Genomic DNA, 25474 nt, shown 5'->3' with positions numbered 1-25474 from the left:
ACCGTAGCCCGACTTCTCAAGGAGCGCCTCATGGCCAGGACCACCGTCACCTTCGACAGCGCCGGCATCCCGATCACCGCCCACCTCCACACTCCCGACACTCCGGCGCGGAGCCCGCGGCCCGCCCTCGTCGTCGGCCACCCCGGCACCGGCGTGAAGGAGCAGACCTCCGGCACCTACGCCCGGCGGATGGCCGAGCGCGGATTCGTCGCCCTCGCCTTCGACGCCGCCTACCAGGGCGAGTCCGGCGGCCTGCCGCGGGGCCTGGAGGACCCCGCCCAGCGGGTGGAGGACTTCAAGGCCGCGGTCTCCTACCTGACCACGCTGCCCGAGGTCGACGCCGACCGGATCGGCCTGCTGGGCATCTGCGCCTCGGGCGGCTACTCGCTGGCCGCCACCGGCGGCGACCACCGCGTCAAGGCCGTCGCCACCGTGTCCACCGCCGAGCCCGCCCGCCAGTTCCGCCTGGGCGCCGACGGAACCCAGGATCCGGCCGTCTTCCAGACCCTGCTGGACGCCGCCGCGGCCGCCCGCACCGCCGCCGCGCGCGGCGAGGACCCCGGCGCGATGACCATGTTCCCGGAGAGCGCCGAGCAGGCGCGGGCCCTCGGCGGCGAGCACGGTGTCGAAGGCTTCGAGTACTACTGCACCCCCCGCGGCGCGCACGAGCGCTCCGCGAAGACCCTGGCCTGGGAGAGCATCGACCGGATGGCCCTCCACGACGCCTTCCTCGCCGTCCCGCTGATCGGCCCCCGCCCCATGCTCCAGATCATCGGCGAACGCGCCGTCACCGCCTGGATGGCCGTGGAGGCCCACCAGCGCGCCACCGGCCCCAAGGAGATCCACTGGATCAAGGGCGCCGGCCACGTCGACCTCTACGATCGCAAGGAGTACCTCGACCAGGCCGTAGACAAGCTCACCGGCTTCTTCACCGCCCACCTCGTCGCCGGCTGACGGGCGAGTCCGGGGAGGCCGCGGAACCGTGGCCTCCCGGCCGGGCCGCCGCGGGCGGCTTTCACGGACCGACCGTGCCGGTCAGGTAGGTCGCGCGGGCGATCAACCGGTCGGTGACGCGGATGCCGGTCAGGTGCTCGATGACGGCGTTGAGGTCGGCGTCGCCGTCGTCCTCGTCGTCGTCCTCGTCGGTCGTGTCCTCGCAGCTGAAACCGGCGGCGGTCAGGACGTCGAGGAGGCCGTCAGGGTCGCTGCCGCGGCGGACGCCGGGGTCGCCCGGGTCGAAGTCCAGGCGGAGATCGCCGTCCTCACGCCAGACGAACCGGGTGACCGCGTTGACGTTCTGGAAGTCCGCGACGAGGCGGGTTCCGGCCGACAGCGGCACGTTGTACTTCTCGGAGATCCCGATGATCCCGCAGGTCTCGAACCCGAGCGCCCACCCGTCGACCTCGGTGACGCCGATGCCCATGCGGGTGTGCGAATCCTGCCGGGTCTCCTCCCGGAGCGCGGAGACCCCGGTGACCCGCGGGCCCGGCCGGGCCCCGATCCGACGCAGGAACTCCTCGGCCGAGATGCCCCGCACGAGGGTCAGGCAATAGTCGTCCCAGAGCCCGTCCTCATCATCATCGTCCCAGGTCGCGTCGTCTTCGAAGGCGTCGTTCATCGGAGCAGCATGTCACCGGGCACCGGACCCGGCCGACCCGGGGGCGGGGTCGCGGGGGCGGAAGCGGCCGCACCCACGGACGGAGCGGTGCCGCGGTCCCGTGTCGCCCTGCGATCTCCAGGCGACCGTCACGTCTCCCGCGCACGGAACGGTCAGAGGGGGATGTTGCCGTGTTTGCGGGGGAGGGTGTGCACGCGCTTGTTCTGGAGGGCGGTGAAGGCTTCGGTGACGGCCAGGCGGGTTTCATGGGGGAGGATGACCTCGTCGACGTAGCCGCGTTCGGCGGAGACGTAGGGGTTGCAGAAGTCGCGGGTGTACTCGGCCAGGAGGCGGCTGCGCTCGGCGGCCGGGTCCTCGGCGGCCTTCACGGCGCGGTGGTGCAGGACGGTGACGGCGCTCTCGGCGCCCATGACGGCGATCTCGGCCGTCGGCCAGGCGAGGTTGATGTCGGTGCCGATGTGCTTGGAGCCCATCACCCCGTAGCCGCCCCCGTAGGCCTTGCGGGTGACGACGGTGACCATCGGGACGGTCGCCTCGCAGTAGGCGTAGATCAGCTTGGCGCCGCGGCGGATGATGCCGCCGCGCTCCTGGTCGAGGCTCGGGAGGAAGCCGGGCACGTCCACGACGTTGAGGATGGGGATGTTGAAGGCGTCGCAGGTGCGGATGAAGCGGGCGGCCTTCTCGCTGGCGTCGATGTCGAGGGCACCGGCCAGGTGCATGGGCTGGTTGGCCACCACGCCCACGCTGCGGCCGCCGATCCGCCCGAAGCCGCAGATCATGTTGGGTGCGAAGAGGGGCTGGACCTCGAGCAGCTCGCCCTCGTCCAGGAGGGTGTGGACGACCTTGAACATGTCGTAGGGCTGGTTGCGGCTGTCGGGGATCAGCGTGTCGAGGGCCAGGTCCGCCTCGGTGAACTCGGCCGGCTCGGTGGCGGCGTAGACGGGCGGTTCGTCCATGTTGTTCGACGGCAGGTGGCTCAGGAGCAGGCGCACGTACTCGAAGGCGGACTTCTCGTCTGGCGCCGCGTGGTGGGCGACGCCGGAGACCGTGCTGTGGTTGTGCGCGCCGCCGAGTTCCTCGCGGTCCACCTCGTGGCCGGTGACCGTCCTGAGCACCTCGGGCCCGGTGACGAACATGTGCGAGGTGCCGTCGACCATCACGATGAAGTCGGTGACCGCGGGGGCGTACACGGCGCCGCCGGCGCAGGGGCCGGCCATGAGGGAGATCTGCGGGATCACCCCCGACGCCTGAACGTGCCGCTTGACCAGCTCCGCGTAGTAGGCGAGGGAGACCACTCCCTCCTGGATGCGGGCGCCTCCGGAGTCGTTGATGCTGATGATCGGGCATCCCGTGCGCATGGCCAGGTCCATCACCTTGACGACCTTCTCGCCGTACACCTCGCCCAAGGCGCCTCCGAAGACGGTGAAGTCCTGGGAGAACACGCAGACCCGCCGGCCGTCGATGGTGCCGTACCCGGTGATCACGCCGTCGCCGAGGGGACGGTCCTCGGTCAGGCCGAGGGCGGGGCTGCGGTGGCGGGCCAGCGCGTCGAGCTCATGGAAGGATCCGGGATCGAGCAGGCCCTCGATCCGCTCGCGAGCCGTCAGCTTCCCCTTCTTGCGCTGACGCTCGACCGCGCGGGGGTCTTGCGGCTCCGCCAGGCGGGCCCTGCGCTGCCGCAATTCCTCCAGTTTCTCCGCCGTCGCTCCCGCGAAGTCACCAGACATTCCATCTCCCGCCGTCAGCCGATCCGCCGGACCTTACCGCTGATCGCTCCAGGAATGCCTAGAGCATTGTGATAAGAAACGATTGAGTTCTTCGACTATTTTGACGGGTTCTGTAGCTGTCCGGGGGTGGTTCGAGAGGTCAGGAGCGCCAGGCCCGCCCTCGTCCTCGTGCGCGCCGACACCGCCGTCCGTCCTCTCCAAGGACGACGCCGCCGTCGAGGTCGCCACGAGCTGACCGATGCGTCATGTCTCGGCGGATATCGGTGCCTACACTTGCCCGATGCGGATCTCTGATCTCCGGTCGCGTCCGGCCGACGAGTCGGCGAAGCGGATCGCGGAGGCGATCGAGGGCGCGGGCAGCGCCAGGACGCGGATCGCCGCGGTGCGGCGCGACCAGTCGGGCGCCAAGGTCGGATCGCACAGCTCGGGCATCGCGGACTTCCGCACCCACCTGGCCTCGATGCGCTCGGAGGAGACCGGCCTGGAGCAGCTGGCCGTCGGCCCGGACCTGCTGCACCGCCTCGCGCCGGAGGCGCGGGAGCAGGTCGGCAAGAGCTGGCTGCGCAGCCCGAACTGTCCCTACTACGCGGGCGAGCGGGCGGAACTCGTCGCGGCCTTCCGGCTGGGCGTGGCCGAGCCGAAGGACTTCTCCATCGAGGACGGCGAGCGCGAGCGCCTTCACCACCACGTCTTCGAGCTGAAGGCCCGCCGGAGCCACCGGGACCCGGTGATCGCACGCCTGTACGCGCACCTGCGCCACCACGGATGCCGGAGCCTCACCTACCACGTCTGGCTCACCGAGGACGGCAGGCTGGAGCACACGCGCGAGCACGTCGTGCTGCCCCTGCTCGCGCAGCGCCTCGACCACCCCCTCGCCTGGACCGTCGACCACTGGGACTTCGGCGTCGCCGTGGAGATAGAGGTCCCCGGACCAGACGAGATCTACAGCGTCCCCGACGATCCCGGCGACCCCGGCGAACACCGCTGGGCGGCCCTCTCCCCGAACCCCCAGGACCGCGCGCTTTAGCGGCGGGGGGCGCCCCCGGTCATCAGTCGCCCGGAGAACTCGACCTGACACGACCGCGGCCTGCGCCCGGACTGCCGTACTCGGGACCGGACCGGGATGCGCAGGGCGCGTGAGCGGTGCGGGCCGCCTCGACGAGCTCGCGGGTGCAGGGGTGCCGCGCCGCGGGCCTGCTCGACCCGATGAGAGCGGCGACGCCTGGCTCACGCCATCCTTCGCCGAAGATTGACCGTCGCGGCGTTCCGCGGGGGGAGAGCGGAGGCATGAACTGGTAGAAAGTGCCGCCGAATCACTCTGGAGCGATGATGAACCTGGGCATCAGCATCCTTTTCCGAGCGATTCCCTTGGTCATGGGAGCGGTGTGCCTCGCGTTCGGCCTCTACCTTCTCCGCGTCGACGACGCCGGCCACTTCGTCGCCGGGCACGTCGACATCGCGCTGGCCGGCATCTGCTACGCGCTGTTCACCACCGCCGCGACGATCATCCGGCAGCTGATCGACCGCTACCGCACCATCTGGCGGATCGTGCTCCCGGCCTCGGGCTACCTGGTGGCCCTGATCACGGTCATCTGGGGCATCTCGATAGCGGCCCGGGGCCACGCGCCGGAGGAGGATCTCGCCGGTCATGTCCTCATCGGCGTCGGCCTCATCTCCGCCTGCGTCAGCACCGTGGCCACCGCCTCCACCTACTTCACCTTCATCTCGCGCAACGCCGCCCGGGAGCCCGGCTCGGAGGCGCCCGACGAGGTGTATTCGGCGACGACGGGGCGGGTCCTCATCGCCATCCCGTTCCTGTGCGGCGCCATCGCGATCATCCTGGCGATCGTGCTGTGGACCCGAGGCGACACCGCGTCCTGGACGGCCGGCCACGTGGTGTTCGGCCTCGGCCTGATCTGCCTGAGCCTGGTCTCCCTGGTGGCCAGCATCGTCCGGCAGGTCCGCAACGGGTTCGGCGAGCCGGAGCGCTTCCGGTGGAGTCTCGTGGTCGTCGTTCTCGGCACCGTCAACATCCTGCTCGGCCTCGGTGTGCTGGTCTTCGCGAGTTCCCCGGCCCGCATCGCCCCCGGCTGCATCCTCATCGGCCTCGGCCTGATCTGCTACAGCATCCTGTCCAAGGTGCTGCTGCTGGCCCTGGTCTGGCGGCGCCAGGAGCCGCTGGCCAACCGCATCCCCATCCTGCCGATCCTCACCGCGCTCACCTGCCTGTTCTTCTCCGCGTTCCTCGCCGAGGCGGCGGACACCGACTCCGCCTTCTTCGTGGCCGCCCGCGTCATGGTCGGCCTCGGCGCCGTCTGCTTCACCCTCTTCTCGATCGTCTCCATCCTGGAGGCCGGCACCTCGACCTGAGGCCCCTCCGGCGCCGGACACGGCCGGCGCACACGTCGAGACGGGCGCCGCACCCGTGTCGAACACCTCGCCTTCATGATCGTCGGCTCGGCCGTCGCCGCGAGACGTCTTCGATCCCGACCGGTGCTCGGCCGAATGTCGGTACCCCGTCGTAGCGTGCGCGGCATGGACTTCCACGTGGCCGAGTACGAGCCGTTTCACAGCGATCTGGCCGCCGACGTCGTTGCGGAGCTGACCGAGTCGTCGGATGTGCACGGGGACATGCTGCGGGTGCTGGCGGGGTTCCTCGAGGAGGAGGATCTCCTCGATGCCGAGATCGTTGAGGAGGCGTTGGCGGTCGCGTGCCTGGTGGGCGCTCGGGTGCGGGGGGAGGCCGAGCATGAGGAGGCGCGGGAGTGGCTCGCCGCGGCTCGGGTGACGGTGACGCCGGAGCTCAAGGGCCTCGCGCACGCCGTCTTCGAGCGCGGGACGCGGGTAGGGGACAACGCTCTGTACGAAGTGTGGTCGGACGCCGGTGTTCTGGACGAGTGGCTCGCGGGGCTGGCCGGGTACCGGGCCGCGGTGGCGGGTCTCCGCTGCCGCCCGTCGTGATCCCGCCCCGTGACGAAGGGGACGGGGAGTGGGAGGACGACGATCCGTTCTCCGGCGCGGAGGTCGAGGCGGCGCTCGCCGAGGCCGGAGCCGCCGCGGACAGGGAGGCGGCGCTCGGCGCGCTGCTGCACGACCCCTGGCATCCGGCCGCGGCTGCCGCCGCCTGCCTGGTGTCCGCCCGGCACTCCGGCGTCGGGTTCTTCGCCGGGCAGGACGAGTGGCTGGCCGCCCATCGGCTGGAGCCGACCCCTGAGCTGATCGCGGCGGCCCGCCCCGTCCTGCGGCGGCTGGCCCCGCTCGACGACCTGTTCCGCCTGTCCCTGGCGAACCTCGACGGCGAGCGGTTCGCCCCCGTCCTGGGGGAGCTGCCCGGACCACCCGACGGAGAGAAGGCCGCCAAGTCGTACGTGAAGAACCTTCGCACCGGCGGGTTCCTCACCTCCTGCGGCAGTCCCCCGGAGCGCGCCGCGATCCTCTGGTGCACCGCACGCGCCGCCGAGCTCCTGGACCGTCCGGTCGAAGTGACCTTCCGGGGTCTGGCCGCGCACGTCTTCATCCCCGGCCTCCCCTGAAAGGTCCGTGGCCGGGGCGGGCTCGTTCGACCCTTGGGCGAGAGGCCGCGCACCGCCGGTCGACGCTCACCGGAGGTGTGTGAGGTCTGGTTCGTCCGCCGTGCCGGTGAAGTCGTCGGTCGTCCACGGCCTGGTCGCGGCCGTGGTCGTCATCCGGGCCGCCGCCCGCCGCCCGCCGCCCGCCCGGCTGATCACCGATCGTGCGGGCCGTGCCTCCCGCCCTGCGGTCCCTCGACCGCAGGGCGCCCGGAGGACGCCTTTTGAGTGCCGGTCCTAGTCCGCCGGGTCTCCGATGTCCAGCCGACCGACCTTCAGGTGGGCGATGTCGACGGTGCCGGCGGCCAGATGCCGCACCAGCGCCCGCTTCACCGAGAGCCGGCCGATGGCCAGCGCGCCGATCGCCAGGGCGCCGACCGCGGCGGACCCGAGCATCAACCCGCCCAGCGCGAGCGAGCCGATCGCGCTGGCGCCGACGGCCTTGGCGCCGACGGCGGAAGCCGATTTCCCCCCGCAGTGCGGGCATTCCGGGTCAGTCGTCTTGTCCATGAGGCATTCCTACCGCATGCCCGGAATCGGAAAGATAAGGCTCGCCGTCCGGCCCGACCCGACGGACGCGCCTTCGCGCCCGGGCCCCGGCGGACGGGCCGGGAGACCCGTGACCGAGCGGCGGGATGCGATCCGCAGAGGCCCCGTGACCCCGTCGGCCGCGGCGTGCTCGTCCACGTCCTGATCCGACGCGGCGCCGCCTGTCCCTAAGATGGCGTCCGCAGTTCGCCGGGATAGCACGGGGTAAGGGGACGCCATGGCTCAAGGACGACGGATCGCCATCTACGGGGCGGGATATATCGGCCTCGTCACCGGCGCCTGTTTCGCGAGCCTCGGGCACCATGTGACGGTCGTCGACATCCAGCAAGAGCGCATCGACATGCTCAACGCCGGACGTGTGCCGATCTACGAACCCGGCCTGGCGGAACTCCTCCGCGACCACGGCGACCGGCTCACCTTCACCGTCGACGGCCGCACCGCCGCCGCGCGCGCCGAGGTCGTCTACGTGTGCGTGGACACGCCGCCCACCGTCTCCGGCGACGCGGACCTCTCCCGCGTCTGGAACGTCGTGCGCGTCCTCGAAGGGGCCGAACGCCTCCAGGCCGTCGTCACCAAGTCGACCGTGCCCGTCGGCACCGGAGCCCGCATCCGCGCGGCCCTCGACGGGATGGGGCTCGTCGCGGTCGGGTACGGCTCGAACCCCGAGTTCACCGCGGAAGGCCGCGCCGTCGGAGACTTCATGAACCCCGACCGAGTGGTCGTCGGGGCGGCCGACGACGCGACGGCCCGGCTCATCGCCGAGATCCACCAGGGCGTCAACGGCCCGGTCGTGGTGATGGACGTCGAGTCCGCCGAACTGACCAAGCTCGCGGCGAACGCGCTTCTGGCCACGAAGATCTCCTTCGCGAACGAGATCGCGAACCTCGCCGAAGCCGTGGGCGGGGACGCCGCCAGCGTCCTGCAGGCCGTCGGCATGGACCACCGGCTTGGCGCCCACTTCCTGAACCCCGGGCTCGGCTACGGCGGGTCCTGCTTCCCGAAGGACACCACCGCGCTCAAGACGCTCGCCGGCAGCGCGGGCTACCACTTCCAGCTCCTGGCCGCCGTGATCGAAGTGAACTCCCTCCAGCAGCGCAGGCCGGTGATCCGCCTGAAAGAGGCGCTCGACGGCTTGTCCGGCCGGACCGTCGCCGTGCTCGGCATGACCTTCAAGCCCGGCACCGACGACATGCGGGAGGCGCCCAGCCGCGTCATCGTCGGGCGGCTGCTCGCGGAGGGCGCCACCGTCCGCTGCTGGGACCCCCTGGCCCCGGACGTGTCGGGCGCCGAACCGTGGTCGGCCACCACCCGGCACCACAGCCCGATCGAGGCGCTGCAGGGCGCGGACGCCGCGTTGGTCGCGACCGAATGGCCGGCGCTCCAACAGGTGCCCTGGCAAGAGGCCGCTGCGGCGATGGCCCGCCCGCTGCTGTTCGACGGCCGTAACGCGCTCGACCCGGCGGAGATGACGGCCGCGGGGTTCACCTACCTGAGCGTCGGCCGCGCAGACCTGCCGCCCCGGTAGCCGCAGCCCGAGTGGCCGCGGCTCCGCGCAGACCCACACCCGCTCGGCCATGCCCACCGCGTGTCCGGCAGCCCGTCCACGAACTCGGGCCCCCGCCCGCGACGCCGCCGGATTCTGACCGGTTTCCGCACATGCGGATGAAGCGGTCATTCGTGTTAAGTCTGTATGGACAGGGCGCCCAGGGATCCGTTTGGCGAAACTTGCCTGATCGCCTCTAGCGGGGCGTCGGGCATGGGTGGGTGCGAAGAGCGCGTCCGGGCTTGCTCACGACAAAGCGCACGGAACGGTAGAGGTCGGGACCACATCGGAGGAGCGACCGTGGAAAGGGATCAACGGTGCAACTCGACGGGCTCATCGGCTTCGCGATCGGTCTGCCGATCCGCTTCCTCATCTGAAGGTTCCCCGACCGGCTCGACAAGGACTTCAGCCGAGGGCGGTGACCGTCTGCTCCAAGAGATACGTGAACTCGGCGACCGCTGGCTCGGCCACGAAGACTGCTCCCGCGTGCTCGGGATTTGAGAGCAGGTGGTCTTCCCGCCAGAACTCCGCCGTGACCACCATGCGGTCCTCGTCCCGCCCGGCTAGAAGCCGCCGAGTGCGAACACGGGCCTTGTCCGGCGCGTCGGAGGAGGCGGAGGATCCGGGGCCGAGTGGGGGCCCCGCCGGGAAGGGGTCTGCTTTGCGCGGAGACGCGGAGATCACGCTGGAGAGGTGCCGACGGATGTACGGGGAGGCCGTGGTGGACGTCGTGGCCCGAGGACTGCGCGAAGAAGCGGCGCGGCTCGCTGGGGTCACGGCGGATCCCGCGTATTGAAGGGACGCGCGGGTCGCGGCGTACCGGCTTGAGCGGGTGGTCGCCTACCTGGCCGAACTCGACGGGATCGGTGAGGAGCTCACCCTGGTGGAGGGCCTGCACGCACCGGGTGACGCTGCGCTCGCCGTCGCGTGGGCGGACGAACTAGCCGTGCGGGTGGCCGGACTGCCGGAGCTGAGGCCCCGGGATCACGAGGAACGTGAGGCCTTCCTCGTCGTCCATCCCGCGGCGGGCGACCGCGTGGCGGACGCCATGGGTGCCGCACTTCTCTGGGCCCGGAGCGCCGAAGAGGCCGGGCGGCCGAGCGCCCTCTACGGAACCGGGACGAGCTGGTACGGGCCGGCTGCCGCGGTCCTGTGGATCGGCGGCGCGGGTGCCGTGGCCTGGCTGCACGATGAGGACGCGGCCCGGCGGACGGCCGGGCCCGCCCCCGTCGGACGACTCGAGGTGCTTCCCGTGGCCGTTGGCCACGATCACGTCCGGCTGCCCCCACAGGACGTCCGGACGGAGGACTTCCCGCAGAGCCGGGGCTGCGGAGCGCGCCTGCCCGACTGGGACCGCGCCGTCCGCCTCACCCACCTGCCGACCGCCCTCACCGCCTTCGCGGAGGGCCAAGGCTCGAAGACCCGCAACGCGGCGGCCGCCGGGACCCTGCTCCGGGCCCTGCTCCTCCGCCACGATGAGGGCGGACGCGCCATCCCGCCGCCCTGAGTCGCGCCTTCGACCGGGGCGCGGATTTCAGAGCCCGGGCCGCGGATCGCCGATCACGTCTACTGTGCCTCGGCCGGCTCCGGCTCCCCCGTCCCGCCGTCCACTTCGCCGTCCTGGAACGCCGCCCCTCCCACCCCTGGCTCTCCCGCGTCCACTACGGCGCCTGACCGATCGCACCCACCTCGTCGGCCATCGCGCACGGCACCGGACGGAGAGCGGTGGCGAGCCCGCACCGGTGAGGGGGGAACGGCCGATCCGAACCGTTTTGTGGTTTGCGGCGTCGTTCACGGGCGACAGGTCAGGTTCGGTGCGGAAGGTTGGGCGCGATGGGGTTTCATCTCGACTGTCTGCTCACGGTGGACCGCGCGGCGGTCGCCCTGTTCGAGCAGCTGGTGCCCGGCGGGCGGGAGTGGGTCGTCCCCGTGCGGGGTGAGGGCCTGCCCGATGGCTGGGTGATGCCGCACCCTTTGCTGCTCGAGGGCTTGGACGTCGCCGAAGACTGGGCCCTGGACGCGGCCGTGGGGGAGTGGCGGCGCGAGGCCGGCGTCCCCGCTGGGCCGGACCCCTTGGACGCCTTCGACGACACCGATCTGCGGTGCGCGTCCCTGCTCAGCCTCGCCGCCCCCGCGGGCGTGGTGTACCTCAAGGACGAGACCTTCGGCGGCGTGCTGTTCCATGAGCACGCCGCGGTCTTCACCGGGGGAAGGCTGCGCGCCGCCTACGGCATCGACTTCGGTGACCGGCACCGGCGCAGCCGGGCCTTCGAACTGCGGGACGGCGCGTACGCGGAGGCGAACCCCGGCGAGATCCTCCCCGTCACCCGATGCGCCTCGATCCTCGACCCGCGCTTCCGCGAGGTCTCCCTCTTCGACGGCTACCTCCCCAGGAACAGCCCTCCCCCGTTCCCCCAGCCCGCGGACGTCGAAACGCTCGCCCTCGACCCGGCCACGACCCGCAAATGGTCCCCGTACTTCCCTTTCCTCACCCGCCTGCCAGCCCGTTCAACATCTCGGTGAAATCACTGCGCTTCGTGCCGGCCGACGGACGCTTCGACCTGCCGCGCCTGCTTCGGGAGTTCACCGGCTTCCGGCGTGAGCACGGTGAGGTCCTGTTCCGCGGCACCGTCTACCACGAAGCCGCCTGCCACCTCGTGCTGATGGCCTACCTGCAACGCCTGGTCAACGGCGGGGGCTGCCTCGACCGGCTCGGCCTGGACACCGGCGTCCTCGTCGTCTTCGACCGGCGCCCCGAAGCTGCGCCCTGGCACGAGCGCAACCCTCGGCTCCGCCGCCACGCCCCGCGGCCGCAAGGTCACCGTGCTCCGAGCCTGAACCGTTCCCGATCGGGTTCGGGTGCTTCGCCGTGGAGGCGTGGTGGTGGGGAGCCGTCCGGCGCCACGGGGTGGGGTGGGCCGGACGGCCGGTTCGGGGTGGGAACCTGGGGTTACGGGCCGACGTACAGCTTCTGGTTGAACACGCCGGAGCCCGCGGTGACCTCGCCGCGGGCCTCGCCGTTGGCGTTGGCCACGGCGCCGCTCGGGCACAGGAGGCTGCTGCCGCTGAGCTTGTCGAGCGAGGCGTTCTGCATGGCGCCCTGGAGCTGGGTGCTCGCGGGGATCGGGCGGTTGGCGTTGGTGCCGTTGAAGACGTTGAACGTCAGCGACGTCACCGTCGTGCCGAAGCCGTAGTAGCAGGTCAGCAGGCCCATGACGGCCTTGACCTTGAAGTTGGGGTTGGCGGCCTTGGTGAAGGTGAGGGAGGCGTCGCGCCCGCCCGCGACCGGGGCGTAGGTGAGGGTGCCGGTGGCGGGCAGGCCCTGGAAGGTGACGGTGGCCGCGCCGAAGGGGCTGGTGCAGCCCGTCACGTTCGCGGTGGCCAGGGTGCCGGCGCCGGCGGAGGTGAGGGTGCCGCGCAGGTCCGCGCCGGTGCACGAGGCGGAGAAGCCCGAGGCGGTGACGGTCATGGGACCGACGTTGAGGATCTGGTAGTTGCCGGAGTAGGCGGCGCCGCCGGAGGTGTCCCGGCGGACGGTGGTGGTCGCGAGGGCGGCGGTCGCGGTCATCGCGACCACGGTGAGCGCCGCGACCGCGGTCGTGCCGACTTTGAGATGGGCCTTCATGGTTCCTCCTCGAAAGAGGCCCGTACTGCTGTAGCCCTGATTCAAAAACAGTCATGTTTTCGAGTCAACGTCACTCGGCTGGCCGCATGAGGTCGGTAGGTACTTACTTACGCCCCGGAGGTTCTGATCATCAAGACGTACATCAGATCGTCGACGAGATCGGGAAGGGCCTCGGTGTCGCCCCGCGCGACCCGCTCGAACACCACCGCGTACAGTCCGCCGATGGTCATCTCCGCGGTCAGGGCCGGGGTCCGGTAAGTCGGGATGTGCCGCCGGATCTCGGCCTCGGCGAGGTCGGTGTAGGTCTGGATGATGGCGTTCCGGCGCTCTCTCGCGGCAGGCCCGGCGGACAGGACCTCGACGATGCAGACCCGAGCGATGTCCGGCTCGTCGGCCAGAAAGCAGAGCAGTCCGCTGAGCGCGGCACGGAACCGGTCGCCGAGCCTGGCCTGTTCGGCGTAGGCGTCGACGACGTGCTTCATCAGGCGGCCGACGGCGTCGTCGTACGCGGCGAGGAACGCCTGCTCCTTGTTCTGGAAGTGCTCGTAGAAGGTGCGCCGGGACACCCCGGCCCGGGCGATGACGCCCTCCACCGTCATGCCCGGATACCCGGTCCGGGCCGTGACCTCGATGACCGCGGCCAGCATGCGCGCGCTGGTTGCGCAGGACGGTCTCCCGCGACATCCCGTGCCGTCCGGCGGGCAGCTTCATGGGATCGACCCTAGGCGACCGCGGCCTCCCGGTGACCTTCCCCCGGCGCGGTGACGGCCACCGCGGAACCGATGCGGTCAGCCTCGGGGCGGGCGGCCGGGCGGGTCCAGGACCTCCGTGCAGCGGTCCGCGCCGGGGGAGGCGGTGGAGGCGGCGCGCTCCATGAGGGCGAGCAGGAGGGCCTTCTCCTCGGGGGCGAGGCCGCGCAGGAGGTCGTCCTCGGTCCGGGCGACCTGCGCGTCGAGGTCGGCGAGGACGCCGCGGCCGTGGTCGGTGGGGACGACGCGGCGGGCGCGCCGGTCGTTCGGGTCGGGCTCGCGGCGCAGGAGGTCGCAGCCCTCGAACGCGTCGAGCAGGTAGGTCATGACGGTGCGGTCGATGCCGAGGCGCGCGGCGAGGGCGGCCTGGGTGGGCGGGGTCCCGTGCGTGGCGGCGGAGAGCACCTGGTAGCCGCGGACCCCTTGCGGAAGGTCGCGGGCGATCTCCTCGACCCGTGCGCGCCATTCCCGGAGCAGGACGGTGAGCGTCCATCCCAGCATGGACGGCCCGTGCGACGGCGCCTGCGGTTCTGGGCGTTCCCCGATGGTCACGAACCCAGCGTAGCCGGAAATACGCTGCCGCCTCGATGTGTTGCCAGGGATATAGTCTGCAACACAGATTATCTTTCAGATAGAAGAAGAGGGTTCGTCATGACGGACTACGGCCATGACCTCGTGTTCGGCGCGTTCCTCACCCCGCAGAACCGTGATGCGCAGAGCCCGGTCCGGCTCGCACAGTCCGCCGAGGCCGCGGGGCTGGACCTCGTGACCTTCCAGGACCACCCGTACCAGCCGGGTTTCCTGGACACCTGGACGCTGCTGTCCTGGGTCGCCGCGCGGACCGAGCGCGTCACGGTCTCCGGCAACGTGCTCAACCTGCCGCTCCGGCCGCCCGCGGTGCTGGCCCGCGCGGCCGCGTCACTCGACCTGCTGTCGCAGGGCAGGTTCGCGCTGGGCATCGGCGCGGGCGGATTCTGGGACGCCATCGAGGCCATGGGCGCGCAGCGCCTCACTCCGGGCGAGTCGGTCACGGCGCTGGAGGAGGGCCTGGAGATCATCCGCGGCATCTGGGACGCGGGGGAGCGCGGCATCCTGCGCGTCGACGGCGCGCACCACCGTGTCGACGGGGCCAAACGGGGTCCGGCGCCCGCGCACGACATCCCCGTCTGGCTGGGCGCCTACGGCCCGCGCATGCTGCGCCTGGTCGCCCGCAAGGCCGACGGCTGGCTGCCCAGCCTGTCGTACCTGAAGGACGGCGACCTGAAGCGGGGGAACGCGATCATCGACGAGGCGGCGGCCGAGGCCGGACGCGATCCGGCGCAGGTGCGCCGGCTCCTGAACGTCATGGGCGAGATCGGCCCGGCCTCCCAAGGACTCCTGCGCGGGCCCGCCGCGCAGTGGGTGGAGGAACTCACGGCCCTGGCCCTGGAGGACGGCATCGGCACCTTCATCCTCGCCTCCGACGATCCGGCGGCGCTCCAGACCTTCGGCGCGGAGATCGCCCCCGCCGTGCGCGAGAGCGTGGCGCGGGAACGGGACAGGGCAGGGACGGCGCCCGCCTCGTCCCGGCGCGGTTCCGCCGCGGTCGCGCTGCGCCGCCCGGGCATCGACTACGCGAAGGTGCCCGCGGACCTCGCCGCCGACGCCGTCGAGCCCGGCGACCGCGCCTATGGGTCGGTGCGGCACAACTACCTGCGGTCCGGGTCGCCCGGCCTGCTCCTGCGCCCGCGGTCGACGGGCCAGGTCGTCGGCGCGCTCGGCTACGCGCTGTCCCAGGACGTGCCGCTGGCGGTGCGCTCGGGCGGCCACGGCATCAGCGGCCGCTCCACCAACGACGGCGGCATCGTGCTGGACGTAGGCGCGCTGAACGCCGTCGAGGTCGTCGACCCGCGGACGCGGCGGGTGCGGCTCGGCGCGGGCGCCACGTGGGGAGAGGTCGCTGAGGCGCTGGCGCCGCGCGGGTGGGCGATCAGTTCGGGCGACTTCGGCGGGGTGGGCGTGGGCGGGCTCGCCACTACGGGCGGAATCGGCTTTCTCGGCCGACGGTTCGGGCTGACCATCGACCACGTCGTCGCGGCCGAGGTGGTGGCCGCCGACGGGCGCGTCCTGCGCGCTTCCGCGCAGGAGAACCCCGACCTGTTCTGGGGCCTGCGCGGCGCCGGCGGAAACCTCGGCGTGGTGACGTGGGTCGAGATCGAGGCGATGGAGCTCGGCGACGTCGTCTTCTCCCAGATGACCCTCGACGCGCGCGACACCTCCGGGCTCCTCCAGCGCTGGGGGGCCGCCGTCGAGGCCGCGCCGCGCGAGCTGACGAGCTTCCTGATCCTCTCCCCGGCGCGCAGGGGCCGCAATCCCGTCGCCCAGCTCATGACCGTGTACGCCGGCGACGACACGGCCGCCGCGGTGAGGGAACTGGAGCTGCTCGCCGCGGCGGGCCCGCTGCTCGACCATCGGGGATACGTCCTGCCCTACTCCGGTGTGGTGCGGCCCGAGGAACGGCACCACACCGGCGGCGGCGATCCCGCGGTGCGCTCCGGCCTCGTCACCCATCTCGACGAGGACGTCAGCCGCGCCTTCGCGATGGCGGCGCACTCCGGGACGCCCTACTTCCTCCAGATCCGCGCCACCGGCGGCGCCGCGCACGACCTCGCCCCGGACGCCACCGCCTACCCCCACCGCCACCAGAACTTCGCACTCACCGCCATGGCGGCCTCCCAGTCCTCCCTGAACGCCCTGTGGGACGCCGAAGTCGCCCCGCACACCGACGGCCTCTACCTGTCCTTCGACACCGACACCCGCCCCGAGCGCCTGCGCGACGCCTTCGGCGATGCGGGCCTCACCCGCCTCCGCCACCTCAAGCGCGCCTACGACCCCGCCAACGTCTTCCGAGCCAACTTCCCGATCAGCCCAGCGGACTCCTGACGACCGTTCGCGCAGGCGAGATGTCGTGCACGGCGTCCCTGGAACGACCACGGGCCCTTCGGGCGGCTGCCTGGTGGAGCCCCGAGGGGCGGCTGAGGGCGATGACGGAATGGAGCTGAGGCCCGGCCTCGTCGGACCGGCCCCGGACGATGACCTTCAGGCGGGGCACCGTCCGTGAATAGGATCTCAGGGTCCGTTCCGCCCCGCCCGCCCATGCCCGCGGAGGATCCGTATGCGCGATCAGACGGCCTGCGGCGTCCGGCCCGGCCCCGCCGAGCTCGCCGAACTGTACGAACGCTTCGGCGTCACCCCCTCGGAGGTGGCGTGCGCCCTGGAAGCCGGGGCCGTGCTGAACACCGGCAGTCCCCATCCGGTCGGGATGTTGAACGCCGTCGCGAAGATCGCCGACGCCGTCGGGAAGGAGGGCGCGCCGCACCGGGCAAGGGACCTCCTTCAGACCCTGCTGCCCGAAAAGATCCGCCGGCTGGGGCCGCGGAGCACGTGGACGCTGACCACCCGCGGCAACCTCGCCTACTGGACGGGCGAGTCGGGCGACGGAGCGCGGGCCCGCGACCTGTTCGCCGCCCTGCTCCCCGACCAGACCGGCGTGCTGGGCCCCGACCACCCCGACACCTTGACCAGCCGAAGCGCCCTCGCCCTCTGGACCGCCGAGACCGGCGACATCTCCGAAGCCCTCGCCCTGTTCCACGCCCTGCTGCCCGACCAGACCCGGATCCTGGGCCCCGACGACCCCGACGTGCTGGACACCAGGTCGTCCATCGCGGGCTGGACCGGCGAACTCCACGGCCCGGCTCCCGCCCTGGAACTCCTGCACGACCTGCTCGCCGATCAGATCCGGACGCAGGGCCCCGGCCATCCCACCACCCTGCTCACCCGCACCCACCTCCTCTACTGGACCGCGCAGACCGAGGACCCCCGCGCCGTCCTGGCGCTGCTCGAACCCCTCCTCGCCGACCGGATCGTCTTCCTGGGCCCCGACCACCCCGAGGTCCTGGACACCCGCGCCGAACAGGCCCATTGGACCGCCCTCTCCGGAGACGTCCCCCGAGCCGCCGACCTATGGCGAACCCTCCTGCCCCTCTGGGAGCACGTCCACGGTCCCGACCACCCCGCCCTCACCGACATTCGCGACTCCATCACCGCCCTGACCACCGGACGCGCCTCCGGTGACGCCGTCCCCTAGACCCCGCTCCGCAGAACCACACGGCCGGGTGCCGGCACGGCATATCCGAAGGCTTTGTCGTCGTCCTGGGTGGCGAGGGTGAAGTCCTCGTGCCGGTGCTCGGTGACGCCGATCGTCGCCGGGTCCTGGAGGCCGCCCACCTCGAAGTCCACGGTGCGGGTCAGGTGGGCAGGCGGCGGGCGAGGGACGGGATCACGATCGCGGCGGCGACGAGGTGCGTCGCCATCAGCAGGAGCTTCGTGGGCGTGGACGCGTCGGCGATGACGTCGGGGACCAGGGACAGCGCGGTGAGGACGATCGTGGTGCGGACGAAGGCCGTGCGGGGGCGGCGGACCCAGCGGGCCAGGGCCAGGGCCAGCAGCAGGCCCACCACGGAGAAGACGGCGGTCAGCGTGGCGAACCCGGGCACCGGGATCGGTTCGCCGCCGACTTCGAGGCTGATCCCGGCGAACTCGCCCGCCGCGGCGACGGCCGAGGTCGCCGCGGCGGCGATCGCGGCGGCGACCAGGCCGTGGGTGATCAGTGGCTTGACGGGAGCGGTGGCGGTGTCGGACATCGTGGGCCTCCGGTGTTCGGCGACCGGCCGTTGCCGGTCTCTCACCCTGAGGTCGAACGGGACCGGCGCGATTCGACACCCCCGAGCAACGGAATCAGAAAACCCTCCCGAGAGACGGCCTCCAGGACGGTCCTGCGTGGTCCGCCGAGGTGGCCGGGGCGTCGGGATCGGGATTGCTAAGGCTTGAGCGTTCGCTCCCGTGATCTCACCCAGGCGGTGAAGCCCTCGATCGCGTCGACGAGTGCCTCGAAACGGACCGAGTGGTACAGGTCGAAGGCATGGTTCCCGCCGCGCAGCTCGGCGTAGACGACGGGGGAGGCCGAGGTCCGGCGCAGCCGGTCGGCGAAGCGCCGGGCGTCGGCCACGGGCACCTGCGGGTCGAGATCGCCGTGGGCGACGAGGAACGGCGGCGCGTCCGGAGTGATGAGGTCCAGCGGCGAGGACTCGGGGCCCTGGCCGAAGTAGACGCCGTACCAGCCGTTCATGTAGATGGCGCCGGTCACGGAGGTGTCGGCGTCCTCGAAGCCCGGCTGGAAGGCGGGGTCGTTCTGGGTGAGCGCGGCCAGCGCCGCCATGTGCCCGCCGGCCGAACTGCCCGCGACGAAAAGGGTCGAGGCGTCGGCGCCGTACTCGGCGGCGTGCTCGCGCACCCAGGCGATGACCTTCTTGAGGTCGATCAGGTGGTCCGGGTGCTGGGCCTCGGGCCGCAGCCGGTAGTTGGCGCTGACGCACACCCATCCCTGGGAGGCGAGGTGGTAGAGCAGGGGCAGCGACTGGCTGTTCTTGTGGCCGCCGGAGTAGCCGCCTCCGTGCAGGTGGATCATCACGGGCGCGCCGGACGGGCGCGAGCGGTGGTGGTAGAGGTCGAGCAGGTTGCGACGGCCCGCGTCGCCGTAGGCGAGATCGGCCACGCGCCGGACGTCAAGGCGGCGCTTGACGATGGGCAGGAACAGGATCCGGGCCAGGGGAAGGCGGCGGCGCAGACCTCGGGCCAGGTCGGCGTCGATGGCGGCGCGCCAGTCCGCGCCCAGCCCTTCGGCCATGGCGCGCTCGATCCTGGCCCGCTCACCGATCGCGCGGTAGGCGATGACCGCGAGCCCGATCGAGGTCGCCGCGGCCAGGGCGACGATCGCCCAGCCGCCCGCCGAGTCGATGTCGCCGTCGGCGATCGCCAGCACCGTCGGGAGCAGCAGCATCCAGAAGAAGGCCGCGAACGGCAGTTCGTTGGCGGCCAGGCCGAAGTAGTAGGTCGGACGGCCGAGCGGCCGTTCGAACGGCACCGGCCGTAGCGCGAACCACGTGCCGATCGCCACGATCCCCACAGTGAACAGATACCCGAAGGGCACAGAAACCTCCAAAGACGGCAGTGGCCTGCCCTGACTGCGGAGACTTCCGCATCTCCGACATTTTGCACGTTCCAGCCTCCCCGTCCCACCTGAGGATCCGCCGCCGCACGGCCGCCGACTTCGCATAAGGGCTCACGCGCTCCCCGCGACGCCATCACCGACCCCTCGACCTGAACAAACCATCACAAAAGCTATGAAAACGCCCATCCGCCATGAAGCGCGCCGAGTGGGCGGATGCTCTGGTCCGCCTGAATCACCCGGTGCCGGCCGTTGTCGGCGCGGCGAGGAAGCGCCCTTCGGTGGGCCGTCGGCCGAACTCGAAGGAAGCGGACGGGATCAGGTGAAGAGTCGGGTACGGGGTCCCGACTCAGGGTTTGCGGGCTATGGCGCCCAGGGGCTGGACGGGTGCGGCGGGGGTGAGGGCGGGGAGTTCGGGGCGCCATCGGGGGCAGGGGACGAGGCCGGGGGGCAGGAGGTCGAGGGTGGCGAAGAAGGGGAGGATGCGGTCGGGGCCGCGGAGTTCGTAGGGGTCGGAGCCGCCTTCGTCGTATTCGGATTGGGCGGTGCCGAGGGTCTCGGGGATGGTGTCGGTGCCGTCGGCGATGACGAGGAAGCTTCCGGGGGAGAGGCGGGCCAGGAGCCGCCGGATGATGTCCTGGGCCTGGGCGTCGTCGGGGACGTGGCCGAGGATCTCCATGAGCATGAGGGCGACGGGCCGGTCGAGGTCGAGGGTCTCGGCGGCGCGCTCGAGGATCGTCTCGGGGTCGTGGAGGTCGGCCTCGACGTAGGCGGTGACGCCGTCGGGCCGGCCGGTGAGCAGGGCGTGCGCGTGGGTGAGCACGAGGGGGTCGTTGTCGACGTAGACGATCTTCGCCTCGGGCGCGCAGCGCTGGGCCACCTCATGGGTGTTGTCGACGGTGGGCAGGCCGGTGCCGATGTCGAGGAACTGCCGGACGCCCTCCTCCTCGGCGAGGTACCGGACGGCGCGGGCGAGGAACCGGCGGGAGAGCCGGGCTATGTCGACGATGCCGGGGAAGACCGCGACGTAGGCGTCGCCGGCCGTGCGGTCGACGGGGAAGTTGTCCTTGCCGCCCAGCCAGTAGTTCCAGATCCGGGCCGAGTGCGGCACCGAGGTATCGATGCCGCCGTAGAGGTCCTTTTCGGTAGTGGAGAAGAACTCTGCTGATTCATCCGCCATGTCGCGACCCATCCTGTTTTGTATAAGCGCCGGCACCTGGCATTCTGCCTGAAAATCACCAACCCGGCCAGGCGCTACAAACAGCTGAGGTGCCGCGCGGTCGGCCTCCTTCTCGCATTAGCGGGTCGTGAATGAAGCCCTTGGCCGCGGCAGGCGGTCGGTGGTATCGGTGGCCATCCCGAAAGGTCTAATTAGGTATTATGGACCTCAGGGATTTATGTATATGTCTGCTTTCCTGGGACTTCTCGAAGGCTCTGGCGACGGCTGGTCTGGAGGAGCCCGCCGGGCCCTATTGCAAGGAGAATCCCGATGGCCGACTCAGGGCGGTCAGGGGGTGAGGCGGTGGGTGCGGGTACGGGCGTAGGGGCGGAAACCGAGGTGGCGGTAGAGGGCCTGGGGGACGGGGTAGGCGGCGTCGCCGCGGGGTCCGACGACGGCGCGTTCGGCGCCCGCGTCACGCAGGGCGTGCAGCGCGGCGAGGCAGACGGCGCGTGAGACGCCGCGGCGCCGGAAGTCCGGATCGGTGCCGACGGGCTCGATCAGGCCGACCCGCAGGACGTCGTCGTACCAGATCAGGCAGGAGCCGGCGAACCGCCCGTCGGGCGCCTCGGCGATCCAGTCCAGGTCGGCGCGGTAAGGCCAGGCGGACATGAGCACCCGGTAGGAGCCCTCGGTGACGCGGACGGAGTTCCACGACGCCCGGTGCACGGCGACCCGCCGGTCCAGGTCCGCTTCGCCGCGGACGGCGCGGGCGGTGAACCCCTCGGGGAGGACGGGCTCGGGAAGACCGTCCAGGTCCCGCTCGTGCAGGGCGAAGAACGGGGCGTCGTCGTCGGCGGGCAGGTAGCCGCGGCGGAGCAGGGCGGCGCGCACCTCGTGCTCGGAGTCGAGCGGGCTGATCTCGCGCGGACCGCCGTCCGCGAGGTCGTCGAACCAGTCGAGGACCTCCTCGATGAGCCCTGGACGCCCCGGATCGACCTGCATCCGCAGATCGTCGGGGAACTGCGCCCACCCCCAGGCGACGACGTGCCCGCCGGACTCCCACAGCGCGATCGGCCAGTCGGCGTCCTCGACCGGGAACATGAACCGCCCCCAGGCCAGATCGCCGACATGGTGCGGACTCGCCCGCGACCAGACCCGCTGCGTCAGCCCCTGCATGGCCCGCAGATCCTGCGGGCCCTCGTATCGGCGCAGGGTGACCGTCATGTCACCTCATCCTTCAAGGCGGCCGGTCGGAGTCCGGACGCGGTGGCGGCGATCTCGCGGATCACTCCGGGTGGGCGACCGCGTCCTTCTGGAGTTCGGCGGCGGCCAGGAGGCTCAGGGTGGGCTCGGCCTTGCGGAGGGCCTTCACCGCGGCGACCGAGGCGAGGTCGCCGGTGAAACCGGTGGAGGCCAGGCGGGCGCGGACCCAGCGGGCTCGGACCTGGGCGTCGGTCTGGGCGGCGACGTTCTCGGCGAGTGCCACGGCGCGCTCCAGTCCGGGGCGGTCCTGCGCCGAGGCGTCGGCCAGCGCCGTCCGCAGCGCCGCCACGATCACCTCGGCGTCCCGCAGCGGTAGGACGAAGGTGTGCTCGGTGTTCGGTTCCGTTGTGAAGCGCATGACGATCATGATGTCCGTCGCTTTCCCCGGCTGGCAAGCCTGTCAGGGCTTGGCGTCCTATGCGCAGAAGGCACTCGAACGGCTCAGCGGGGGGCTGGGCCGTGGATGAGCCTGGTCAGCGGAGGGAAGGCCGCGGCCAGGCGGTCGGCCCAGGAGAGGGGGACGCGGAGGGCGAGGAGGGCGGGGACCCACCAGGGGGCGTGGACGGAGCGGGAGCGGCGGCGGACGCCTGTGACGATGGCTCGGGCGGCGCGGGACGGGGCGATGGGGGCGCCGATGACCTTGGGCATCTTGGCGCTGCCGTCGGCGAGGTCGGGACGGGTGATGAGGCCGCGGACCAGCGGGGTGTCGACGGCGCCGAAGTAGGCGAGGCCGACGGAGGTGCCCGTCCGCGCGAGCTCGATGCGCAGGGCGCGGCCGAAGGACTCGACCGCGGCCTTGGTCGCGCCGTAGGCAGCGAGGGTGGGGCAGGGTATGGCGGCGGCCAGCGAACAGGTCAGGAGGATGTGGCCGCGCCGTTCCATGACGTGCGGCAGCGCCGCGCGGACCGTGCGCCAGACGCCCAGGAGGTTGATCTCCACGACGCGTTCGAACGCCTCGGGCTCGATCGCGGCGACGGTGGCGCGAGGACCGCTGATGCCGGCGTTGGCGATCAGGACGTCGATGCCGCCGAACCGGTCGATGATCCGCCGCATCACCTCGGCCAAGGACGCCGGGTCGGTCACGTCCACCTCGTAGGGCTCCGCCCGGTCGCCGAGTTCCGCGGCCAGCGCGGCGAGCCGTGTGGAGTCGCGGTCCAGCAGGGCCACCGAGGCGCCTTCCCGGACCAGCCGCCGCGCGGTCTCGCCGCCGATACCGCCGGACGCGCCGGTGAGCACCACCACTGGGGATGTCGTCATGGCCCGGGAGCGTACCGATGTCCATCGGTGATTGAAACGGTGATTGACCGGAGCTGGCCGTTCGGCGTTCGACCCGACTCGACCGCATCGGAGCCGTGCGGTGGTTGACGGAGCGGGGACCTGGAGTTAGGTTTGTCGCACAAACTAGTCTGGGGGTGCTCGATGGAGCGACGGAACCTGGAGTCGGCGGCGGCGAACTACTCCTATCTGAGGGGGCTGCACTCGATCCCGGTCGGCGTGCTGTTCGTCCTGTCCGCGCTGGGAAACCTGGAGTGGGGGCCGCTGGGCCGCGTCTGGGTGTTCCCGGCGGGGGTGGCCCTGGCGGCGACGGCCTATCTGGGCATCAGCCGGTTCTACCGGCAGAACTACGGACGGGTCTCACCGTCCGCCCGCGCACAGGTGCGCGCCGGCGTCGCCGGTGCCGCCGTGGGGGTGATCGTGGTCGGCGCGGTGCTGCTGGACTGGAACCTCGACCTGCCGGTGAGCCTCACCGCGATAGCGTTCGCGCTGGTCCTGCTGGCGCACTACGCCGTCGGGATGGGGCTGCGGCCGCACCACAAGGTGGTCTGCGCTGCGCTCGGGGTGGCCGGGGCCCTGCCGTTCTGGGGCGACGCCGACCATCGGATCAACCTCGGGCTGCTGCTCGCCGGCGTGGCGATCGCGGTGAGCGGGATCTTCGATCATGCCGCGCTGCGGCGCGAGTTCGGTCCCGCCGGGGGGCTGGACCGTGGGTGACGACGACGATCTGGTGCTGGACCGGCTGATCCACGAACCCGGCCGACTGGCGATCCTGACCGTGCTCTCCTCGGTGCAGGACGCCGACTTCATCTTCCTGCAGCGCGCGACACGGCTGACGAAGGGAAACCTGTCCAGCCACCTGAGCAGGCTGGAGGAAGCCGGCCTGGTGACGATCGAGAAGCGATTCGTGCGCAAGAAGCCCAACACGAACCTCGCGCTGACCGCGCTCGGCCGTGAACGCATCGCCCGGCATTGGGAACAACTGGACCGGCTCCGCGACACCACCCGATTCACCCGGGAACCCGCCGAGGACTGAGGCACCGGCCTGGAGCGCGCACGGGAGCGTCAGGTCGTCGTGACGGGGAGGGCGCGGGGGCGGTAGGTGAGGCCGTCGGTCCAGGGGATGTCTTCGGGGGGGACGGCCAGGTGGAGGGTGGGGCGATGGAGGGCCAGGGCGCGGAAGGCCTCGGTGAGTTCGATGCGGGCCAGGGCGGCGGCGAGGCAGCGGTGGTTGCCGTAGCCGAAGGCCACGTGCGGGTGCGGCGGGTGGTCGGCGAAGCGGCGCAGGTCGAAGGAGGCCGGGTCGGGGAAGGCGGCCGGGTCGTGGTTGGCGGCGTTGAGGTCCGGCATGACGACCGTGCCCGCGGGGAGGGGGGCGCTGGGGAAGTCGGTGTCGCGGGTGACGCGGCGCATGAAGGCGCTGGCCGGAGGGCCGTCGTAGCGGAGGATCTCCTCGACGGCGGTCTGGGCGAGGGACGGGTCGGCCACGAGGTCCGCCCACTGGGCCGGGTGGACGAGGAGGCGGAAGGCGCCGCGGGCGATCATCGAGGTGGTGGTCTCGTGGCCCGCGGTGATGAGGGAGAAGACGGTGTTGACGAGTTCGCCCTCGGTCAGCCGGTCACCCTCGTCCCTGGCCGCGATGAGGTGGTCGATGAGGTCCTTGCCCGGCGCCGCGCGGTGCTCGGCGACGAGTTCGGCCGCGTAGGCCATGAACTCGGTGTAGCCGCGGTGGCGGTCCTGCTCGTTGAGGTTCGAGGTGCTGAGGAACATGTCGGTCCAGGTGCGGAACTGGCCGTACATCTCGATCGGGACGCCGAGCAGCGCGCAGATCACGAGCCCGGGCAGCTGTACCGCGTACGCCTCGACCAGGTCGAACTCCGGGTCCAGCCCGTCGAGGAGGTCGTCGGCTATCTTCGCGACGCGCTCGCGCCACGGCTCGACGGCCCGCGGGGTGAAGGTGCCCTGGAGGATCCGCCGGAAGCGGGTGTGCTCGGGCGGGTCCTGGTTGACGAGTGAGTCGGGGTCGTCGTCGATGCCGATGCCGGTGACGAACCTGGGCAGTCCGGGCAGGCGCAGGTTGCGGCTGCACGCGGGCGAGGCCAGCAGTGCCCGGACGTCCTCGTAGCGGACGGCCAGCGGCACCCGGTCGCCGCTCGGCATCGCGGCGGGTGCGAGCGGTCCGTGCTCCCGGCGCCGGTCCCACTCCGGCGGCGGGGTCCCCAGCGGCCCGGGCACGATTCTCGGCCAGTCCCGCTCGGCGTCGAACACTTCGGTCATCGCAGCGCCTCCCGTAGTGAAACCACCCTCACGGAACGTACGAAAACGCGGCGCGACGGTCAACGGCCATG

At 71.7% G+C, this 25474-nt stretch carries 28 protein-coding genes; 12 read left to right on the top strand and 16 right to left on the bottom strand.

Annotation, left to right across the window (positions count from 1 at the left end):
• Positions 1-30: 30 nt before the first annotated feature.
• Entirely contained in the window at positions 31-954 is a 924-nt protein-coding gene (locus tag EDD29_RS23435) for an alpha/beta hydrolase (protein ID WP_123666475.1), read from the top strand.
• A gap of 61 nt (positions 955-1015) precedes the next feature.
• Here the strand turns inward: EDD29_RS23435 and EDD29_RS23430 are convergent, their stop codons facing one another.
• Together EDD29_RS23430 and EDD29_RS23425 are read right to left on the bottom strand one after the other, a co-directional pair.
• The gene (locus EDD29_RS23430; protein ID WP_123666474.1) at positions 1016-1618 is read right to left on the bottom strand and encodes a DUF6461 domain-containing protein; all 603 of its coding nucleotides are present in this window, start codon (positions 1616-1618) and stop codon (positions 1016-1018) included.
• A 152-nt stretch (positions 1619-1770) separates the two neighbouring features.
• Positions 1771-3345, bottom strand: a complete 1575-nt coding sequence (locus EDD29_RS23425; RefSeq protein ID WP_123666473.1) for an acyl-CoA carboxylase subunit beta — start codon at positions 3343-3345, stop codon at positions 1771-1773.
• Positions 3346-3625: 280 nt separating this feature from the next.
• On the opposite strand from EDD29_RS23425, the gene EDD29_RS23420 reads away from it, so the two are divergent.
• The 4 genes from EDD29_RS23420 to EDD29_RS23405 all read left to right on the top strand — a co-directional run bounded on the left by EDD29_RS23420 (position 3626) and on the right by EDD29_RS23405 (position 6878).
• Complete coding sequence (locus EDD29_RS23420; protein WP_123666472.1) at positions 3626-4372, top strand: hypothetical protein; 747 nt, start codon at positions 3626-3628, stop codon at positions 4370-4372.
• Positions 4373-4671: 299 nt separating this feature from the next.
• Positions 4672-5715: a DUF2776 family protein gene (locus EDD29_RS23415; protein WP_211359857.1), complete on the top strand. Its 1044-nt coding sequence runs from the start codon at positions 4672-4674 to the stop codon at positions 5713-5715.
• A 165-nt stretch (positions 5716-5880) separates the two neighbouring features.
• Positions 5881-6306 carry a DUF4259 domain-containing protein gene (locus EDD29_RS23410; RefSeq protein WP_170201529.1) on the top strand — a complete coding sequence of 142 codons (426 nt, stop codon included), beginning with the start codon at positions 5881-5883 and terminating at the stop codon, positions 6304-6306.
• The gene (locus tag EDD29_RS23405) at positions 6303-6878 is read left to right on the top strand and encodes a hypothetical protein (RefSeq protein WP_123666469.1); all 576 of its coding nucleotides are present in this window, start codon (positions 6303-6305) and stop codon (positions 6876-6878) included. The genes EDD29_RS23410 and EDD29_RS23405 overlap by 4 nt, the downstream gene beginning before the upstream one ends.
• A 273-nt stretch (positions 6879-7151) precedes the next feature.
• Here EDD29_RS23405 and EDD29_RS23400 read toward each other — a convergent pair whose 3' ends face one another.
• On the bottom strand, positions 7152-7424 hold the full coding sequence (locus tag EDD29_RS23400) for a hypothetical protein (RefSeq protein ID WP_123666468.1): 273 nt from the start codon (positions 7422-7424) through the stop codon (positions 7152-7154).
• 256 nt (positions 7425-7680) lie between these two features.
• On the opposite strand from EDD29_RS23400, the gene EDD29_RS23395 reads away from it, so the two are divergent.
• Positions 7681-8988, top strand: coding sequence for a UDP-glucose dehydrogenase family protein (locus EDD29_RS23395; RefSeq protein ID WP_123666467.1), 1308 nt, complete (start codon positions 7681-7683; stop codon positions 8986-8988).
• Between the two features lie 423 nt (positions 8989-9411).
• Here EDD29_RS23395 and EDD29_RS45610 read toward each other — a convergent pair whose 3' ends face one another.
• On the bottom strand, positions 9412-9549 hold the full coding sequence (locus EDD29_RS45610) for a hypothetical protein (RefSeq protein WP_170201528.1): 138 nt from the start codon (positions 9547-9549) through the stop codon (positions 9412-9414).
• A gap of 289 nt (positions 9550-9838) precedes the next feature.
• On the opposite strand from EDD29_RS45610, the gene EDD29_RS23390 reads away from it, so the two are divergent.
• Positions 9839-10513 carry a PCRF domain-containing protein gene (locus EDD29_RS23390; RefSeq protein ID WP_123666466.1) on the top strand — a complete coding sequence of 225 codons (675 nt, stop codon included), beginning with the start codon at positions 9839-9841 and terminating at the stop codon, positions 10511-10513.
• A gap of 326 nt (positions 10514-10839) precedes the next feature.
• On the top strand, positions 10840-11529 hold the full coding sequence (locus tag EDD29_RS23385; protein ID WP_123666465.1) for a hypothetical protein: 690 nt from the start codon (positions 10840-10842) through the stop codon (positions 11527-11529).
• A 2-nt stretch (positions 11530-11531) separates the two neighbouring features.
• On the opposite strand, the gene EDD29_RS45605 is transcribed toward EDD29_RS23385, so the two are convergent.
• The 4 genes from EDD29_RS45605 to EDD29_RS23365 all read right to left on the bottom strand — a co-directional run bounded on the left by EDD29_RS45605 (position 11532) and on the right by EDD29_RS23365 (position 13932).
• Positions 11532-11780, bottom strand: a complete 249-nt coding sequence (locus EDD29_RS45605; protein WP_170201527.1) for a hypothetical protein — start codon at positions 11778-11780, stop codon at positions 11532-11534.
• A 176-nt stretch (positions 11781-11956) separates the two neighbouring features.
• Entirely contained in the window at positions 11957-12631 is a 675-nt protein-coding gene (locus tag EDD29_RS23375) for a hypothetical protein (RefSeq protein ID WP_123666464.1), read from the bottom strand.
• 107 nt (positions 12632-12738) lie between these two features.
• Positions 12739-13278: a TetR/AcrR family transcriptional regulator gene (locus EDD29_RS23370; protein WP_123666463.1), complete on the bottom strand. Its 540-nt coding sequence runs from the start codon at positions 13276-13278 to the stop codon at positions 12739-12741.
• A gap of 141 nt (positions 13279-13419) precedes the next feature.
• Positions 13420-13932 carry a MarR family winged helix-turn-helix transcriptional regulator gene (locus EDD29_RS23365; protein ID WP_246052954.1) on the bottom strand — a complete coding sequence of 171 codons (513 nt, stop codon included), beginning with the start codon at positions 13930-13932 and terminating at the stop codon, positions 13420-13422.
• Between the two features lie 99 nt (positions 13933-14031).
• Here EDD29_RS23365 and EDD29_RS23360 point away from each other — a divergent pair, with 99 nt between their 5' ends.
• Both EDD29_RS23360 and EDD29_RS23355 read left to right on the top strand, forming a co-directional pair.
• Positions 14032-16302 carry an LLM class flavin-dependent oxidoreductase gene (locus EDD29_RS23360; RefSeq protein WP_123666461.1) on the top strand — a complete coding sequence of 757 codons (2271 nt, stop codon included), beginning with the start codon at positions 14032-14034 and terminating at the stop codon, positions 16300-16302.
• A 232-nt stretch (positions 16303-16534) separates the two neighbouring features.
• A complete protein-coding gene (locus tag EDD29_RS23355; protein ID WP_123666460.1) occupies positions 16535-17506 on the top strand; it encodes a tetratricopeptide repeat protein in 972 nt (323 codons plus the stop codon).
• Here EDD29_RS23355 and EDD29_RS45600 read toward each other — a convergent pair.
• From EDD29_RS45600 to EDD29_RS23325, 7 genes are all read right to left on the bottom strand, one after another.
• On the bottom strand, positions 17503-17658 hold the full coding sequence (locus EDD29_RS45600) for a hypothetical protein (RefSeq protein ID WP_170201526.1): 156 nt from the start codon (positions 17656-17658) through the stop codon (positions 17503-17505). The genes EDD29_RS23355 and EDD29_RS45600 overlap by 4 nt on opposite strands.
• An 8-nt stretch (positions 17659-17666) precedes the next feature.
• Positions 17667-18062: a DUF6069 family protein gene (locus tag EDD29_RS23350; protein ID WP_123666459.1), complete on the bottom strand. Its 396-nt coding sequence runs from the start codon at positions 18060-18062 to the stop codon at positions 17667-17669.
• Positions 18063-18238: 176 nt separating this feature from the next.
• The gene (locus EDD29_RS23345) at positions 18239-19375 is read right to left on the bottom strand and encodes an alpha/beta hydrolase (protein WP_246052953.1); all 1137 of its coding nucleotides are present in this window, start codon (positions 19373-19375) and stop codon (positions 18239-18241) included.
• Between the two features lie 400 nt (positions 19376-19775).
• Positions 19776-20606: an SAM-dependent methyltransferase gene (locus EDD29_RS23340; RefSeq protein WP_123666457.1), complete on the bottom strand. Its 831-nt coding sequence runs from the start codon at positions 20604-20606 to the stop codon at positions 19776-19778.
• Between the two features lie 327 nt (positions 20607-20933).
• Positions 20934-21812 carry a GNAT family N-acetyltransferase gene (locus EDD29_RS23335; protein ID WP_211359856.1) on the bottom strand — a complete coding sequence of 293 codons (879 nt, stop codon included), beginning with the start codon at positions 21810-21812 and terminating at the stop codon, positions 20934-20936.
• A 61-nt stretch (positions 21813-21873) separates the two neighbouring features.
• Complete coding sequence (locus EDD29_RS23330) at positions 21874-22209, bottom strand: hypothetical protein (protein WP_123670638.1); 336 nt, start codon at positions 22207-22209, stop codon at positions 21874-21876.
• Between the two features lie 83 nt (positions 22210-22292).
• Positions 22293-23108 carry a short-chain dehydrogenase/reductase gene (locus EDD29_RS23325; protein ID WP_123666456.1) on the bottom strand — a complete coding sequence of 272 codons (816 nt, stop codon included), beginning with the start codon at positions 23106-23108 and terminating at the stop codon, positions 22293-22295.
• A 162-nt stretch (positions 23109-23270) separates the two neighbouring features.
• On the opposite strand from EDD29_RS23325, the gene EDD29_RS23320 reads away from it, so the two are divergent.
• Together EDD29_RS23320 and EDD29_RS23315 are read left to right on the top strand one after the other, a co-directional pair.
• Complete coding sequence (locus tag EDD29_RS23320) at positions 23271-23843, top strand: hypothetical protein (RefSeq protein WP_123666455.1); 573 nt, start codon at positions 23271-23273, stop codon at positions 23841-23843.
• Entirely contained in the window at positions 23836-24162 is a 327-nt protein-coding gene (locus tag EDD29_RS23315; RefSeq protein ID WP_246052952.1) for a transcriptional regulator, read from the top strand. The genes EDD29_RS23320 and EDD29_RS23315 overlap by 8 nt, the downstream gene beginning before the upstream one ends.
• Before the next feature lie 29 nt (positions 24163-24191).
• Here EDD29_RS23315 and EDD29_RS23310 read toward each other — a convergent pair whose 3' ends face one another.
• Positions 24192-25403: a cytochrome P450 gene (locus EDD29_RS23310; RefSeq protein WP_123666453.1), complete on the bottom strand. Its 1212-nt coding sequence runs from the start codon at positions 25401-25403 to the stop codon at positions 24192-24194.
• Positions 25404-25474 lie beyond the last annotated feature (71 nt).

Source organism: Actinocorallia herbida (genome assembly GCF_003751225.1).
Classification (GTDB): Bacteria; Actinomycetota; Actinomycetes; order Streptosporangiales; family Streptosporangiaceae; genus Actinocorallia; species Actinocorallia herbida.
This window is presented reverse-complemented; position numbering and strand designations above follow the sequence as displayed.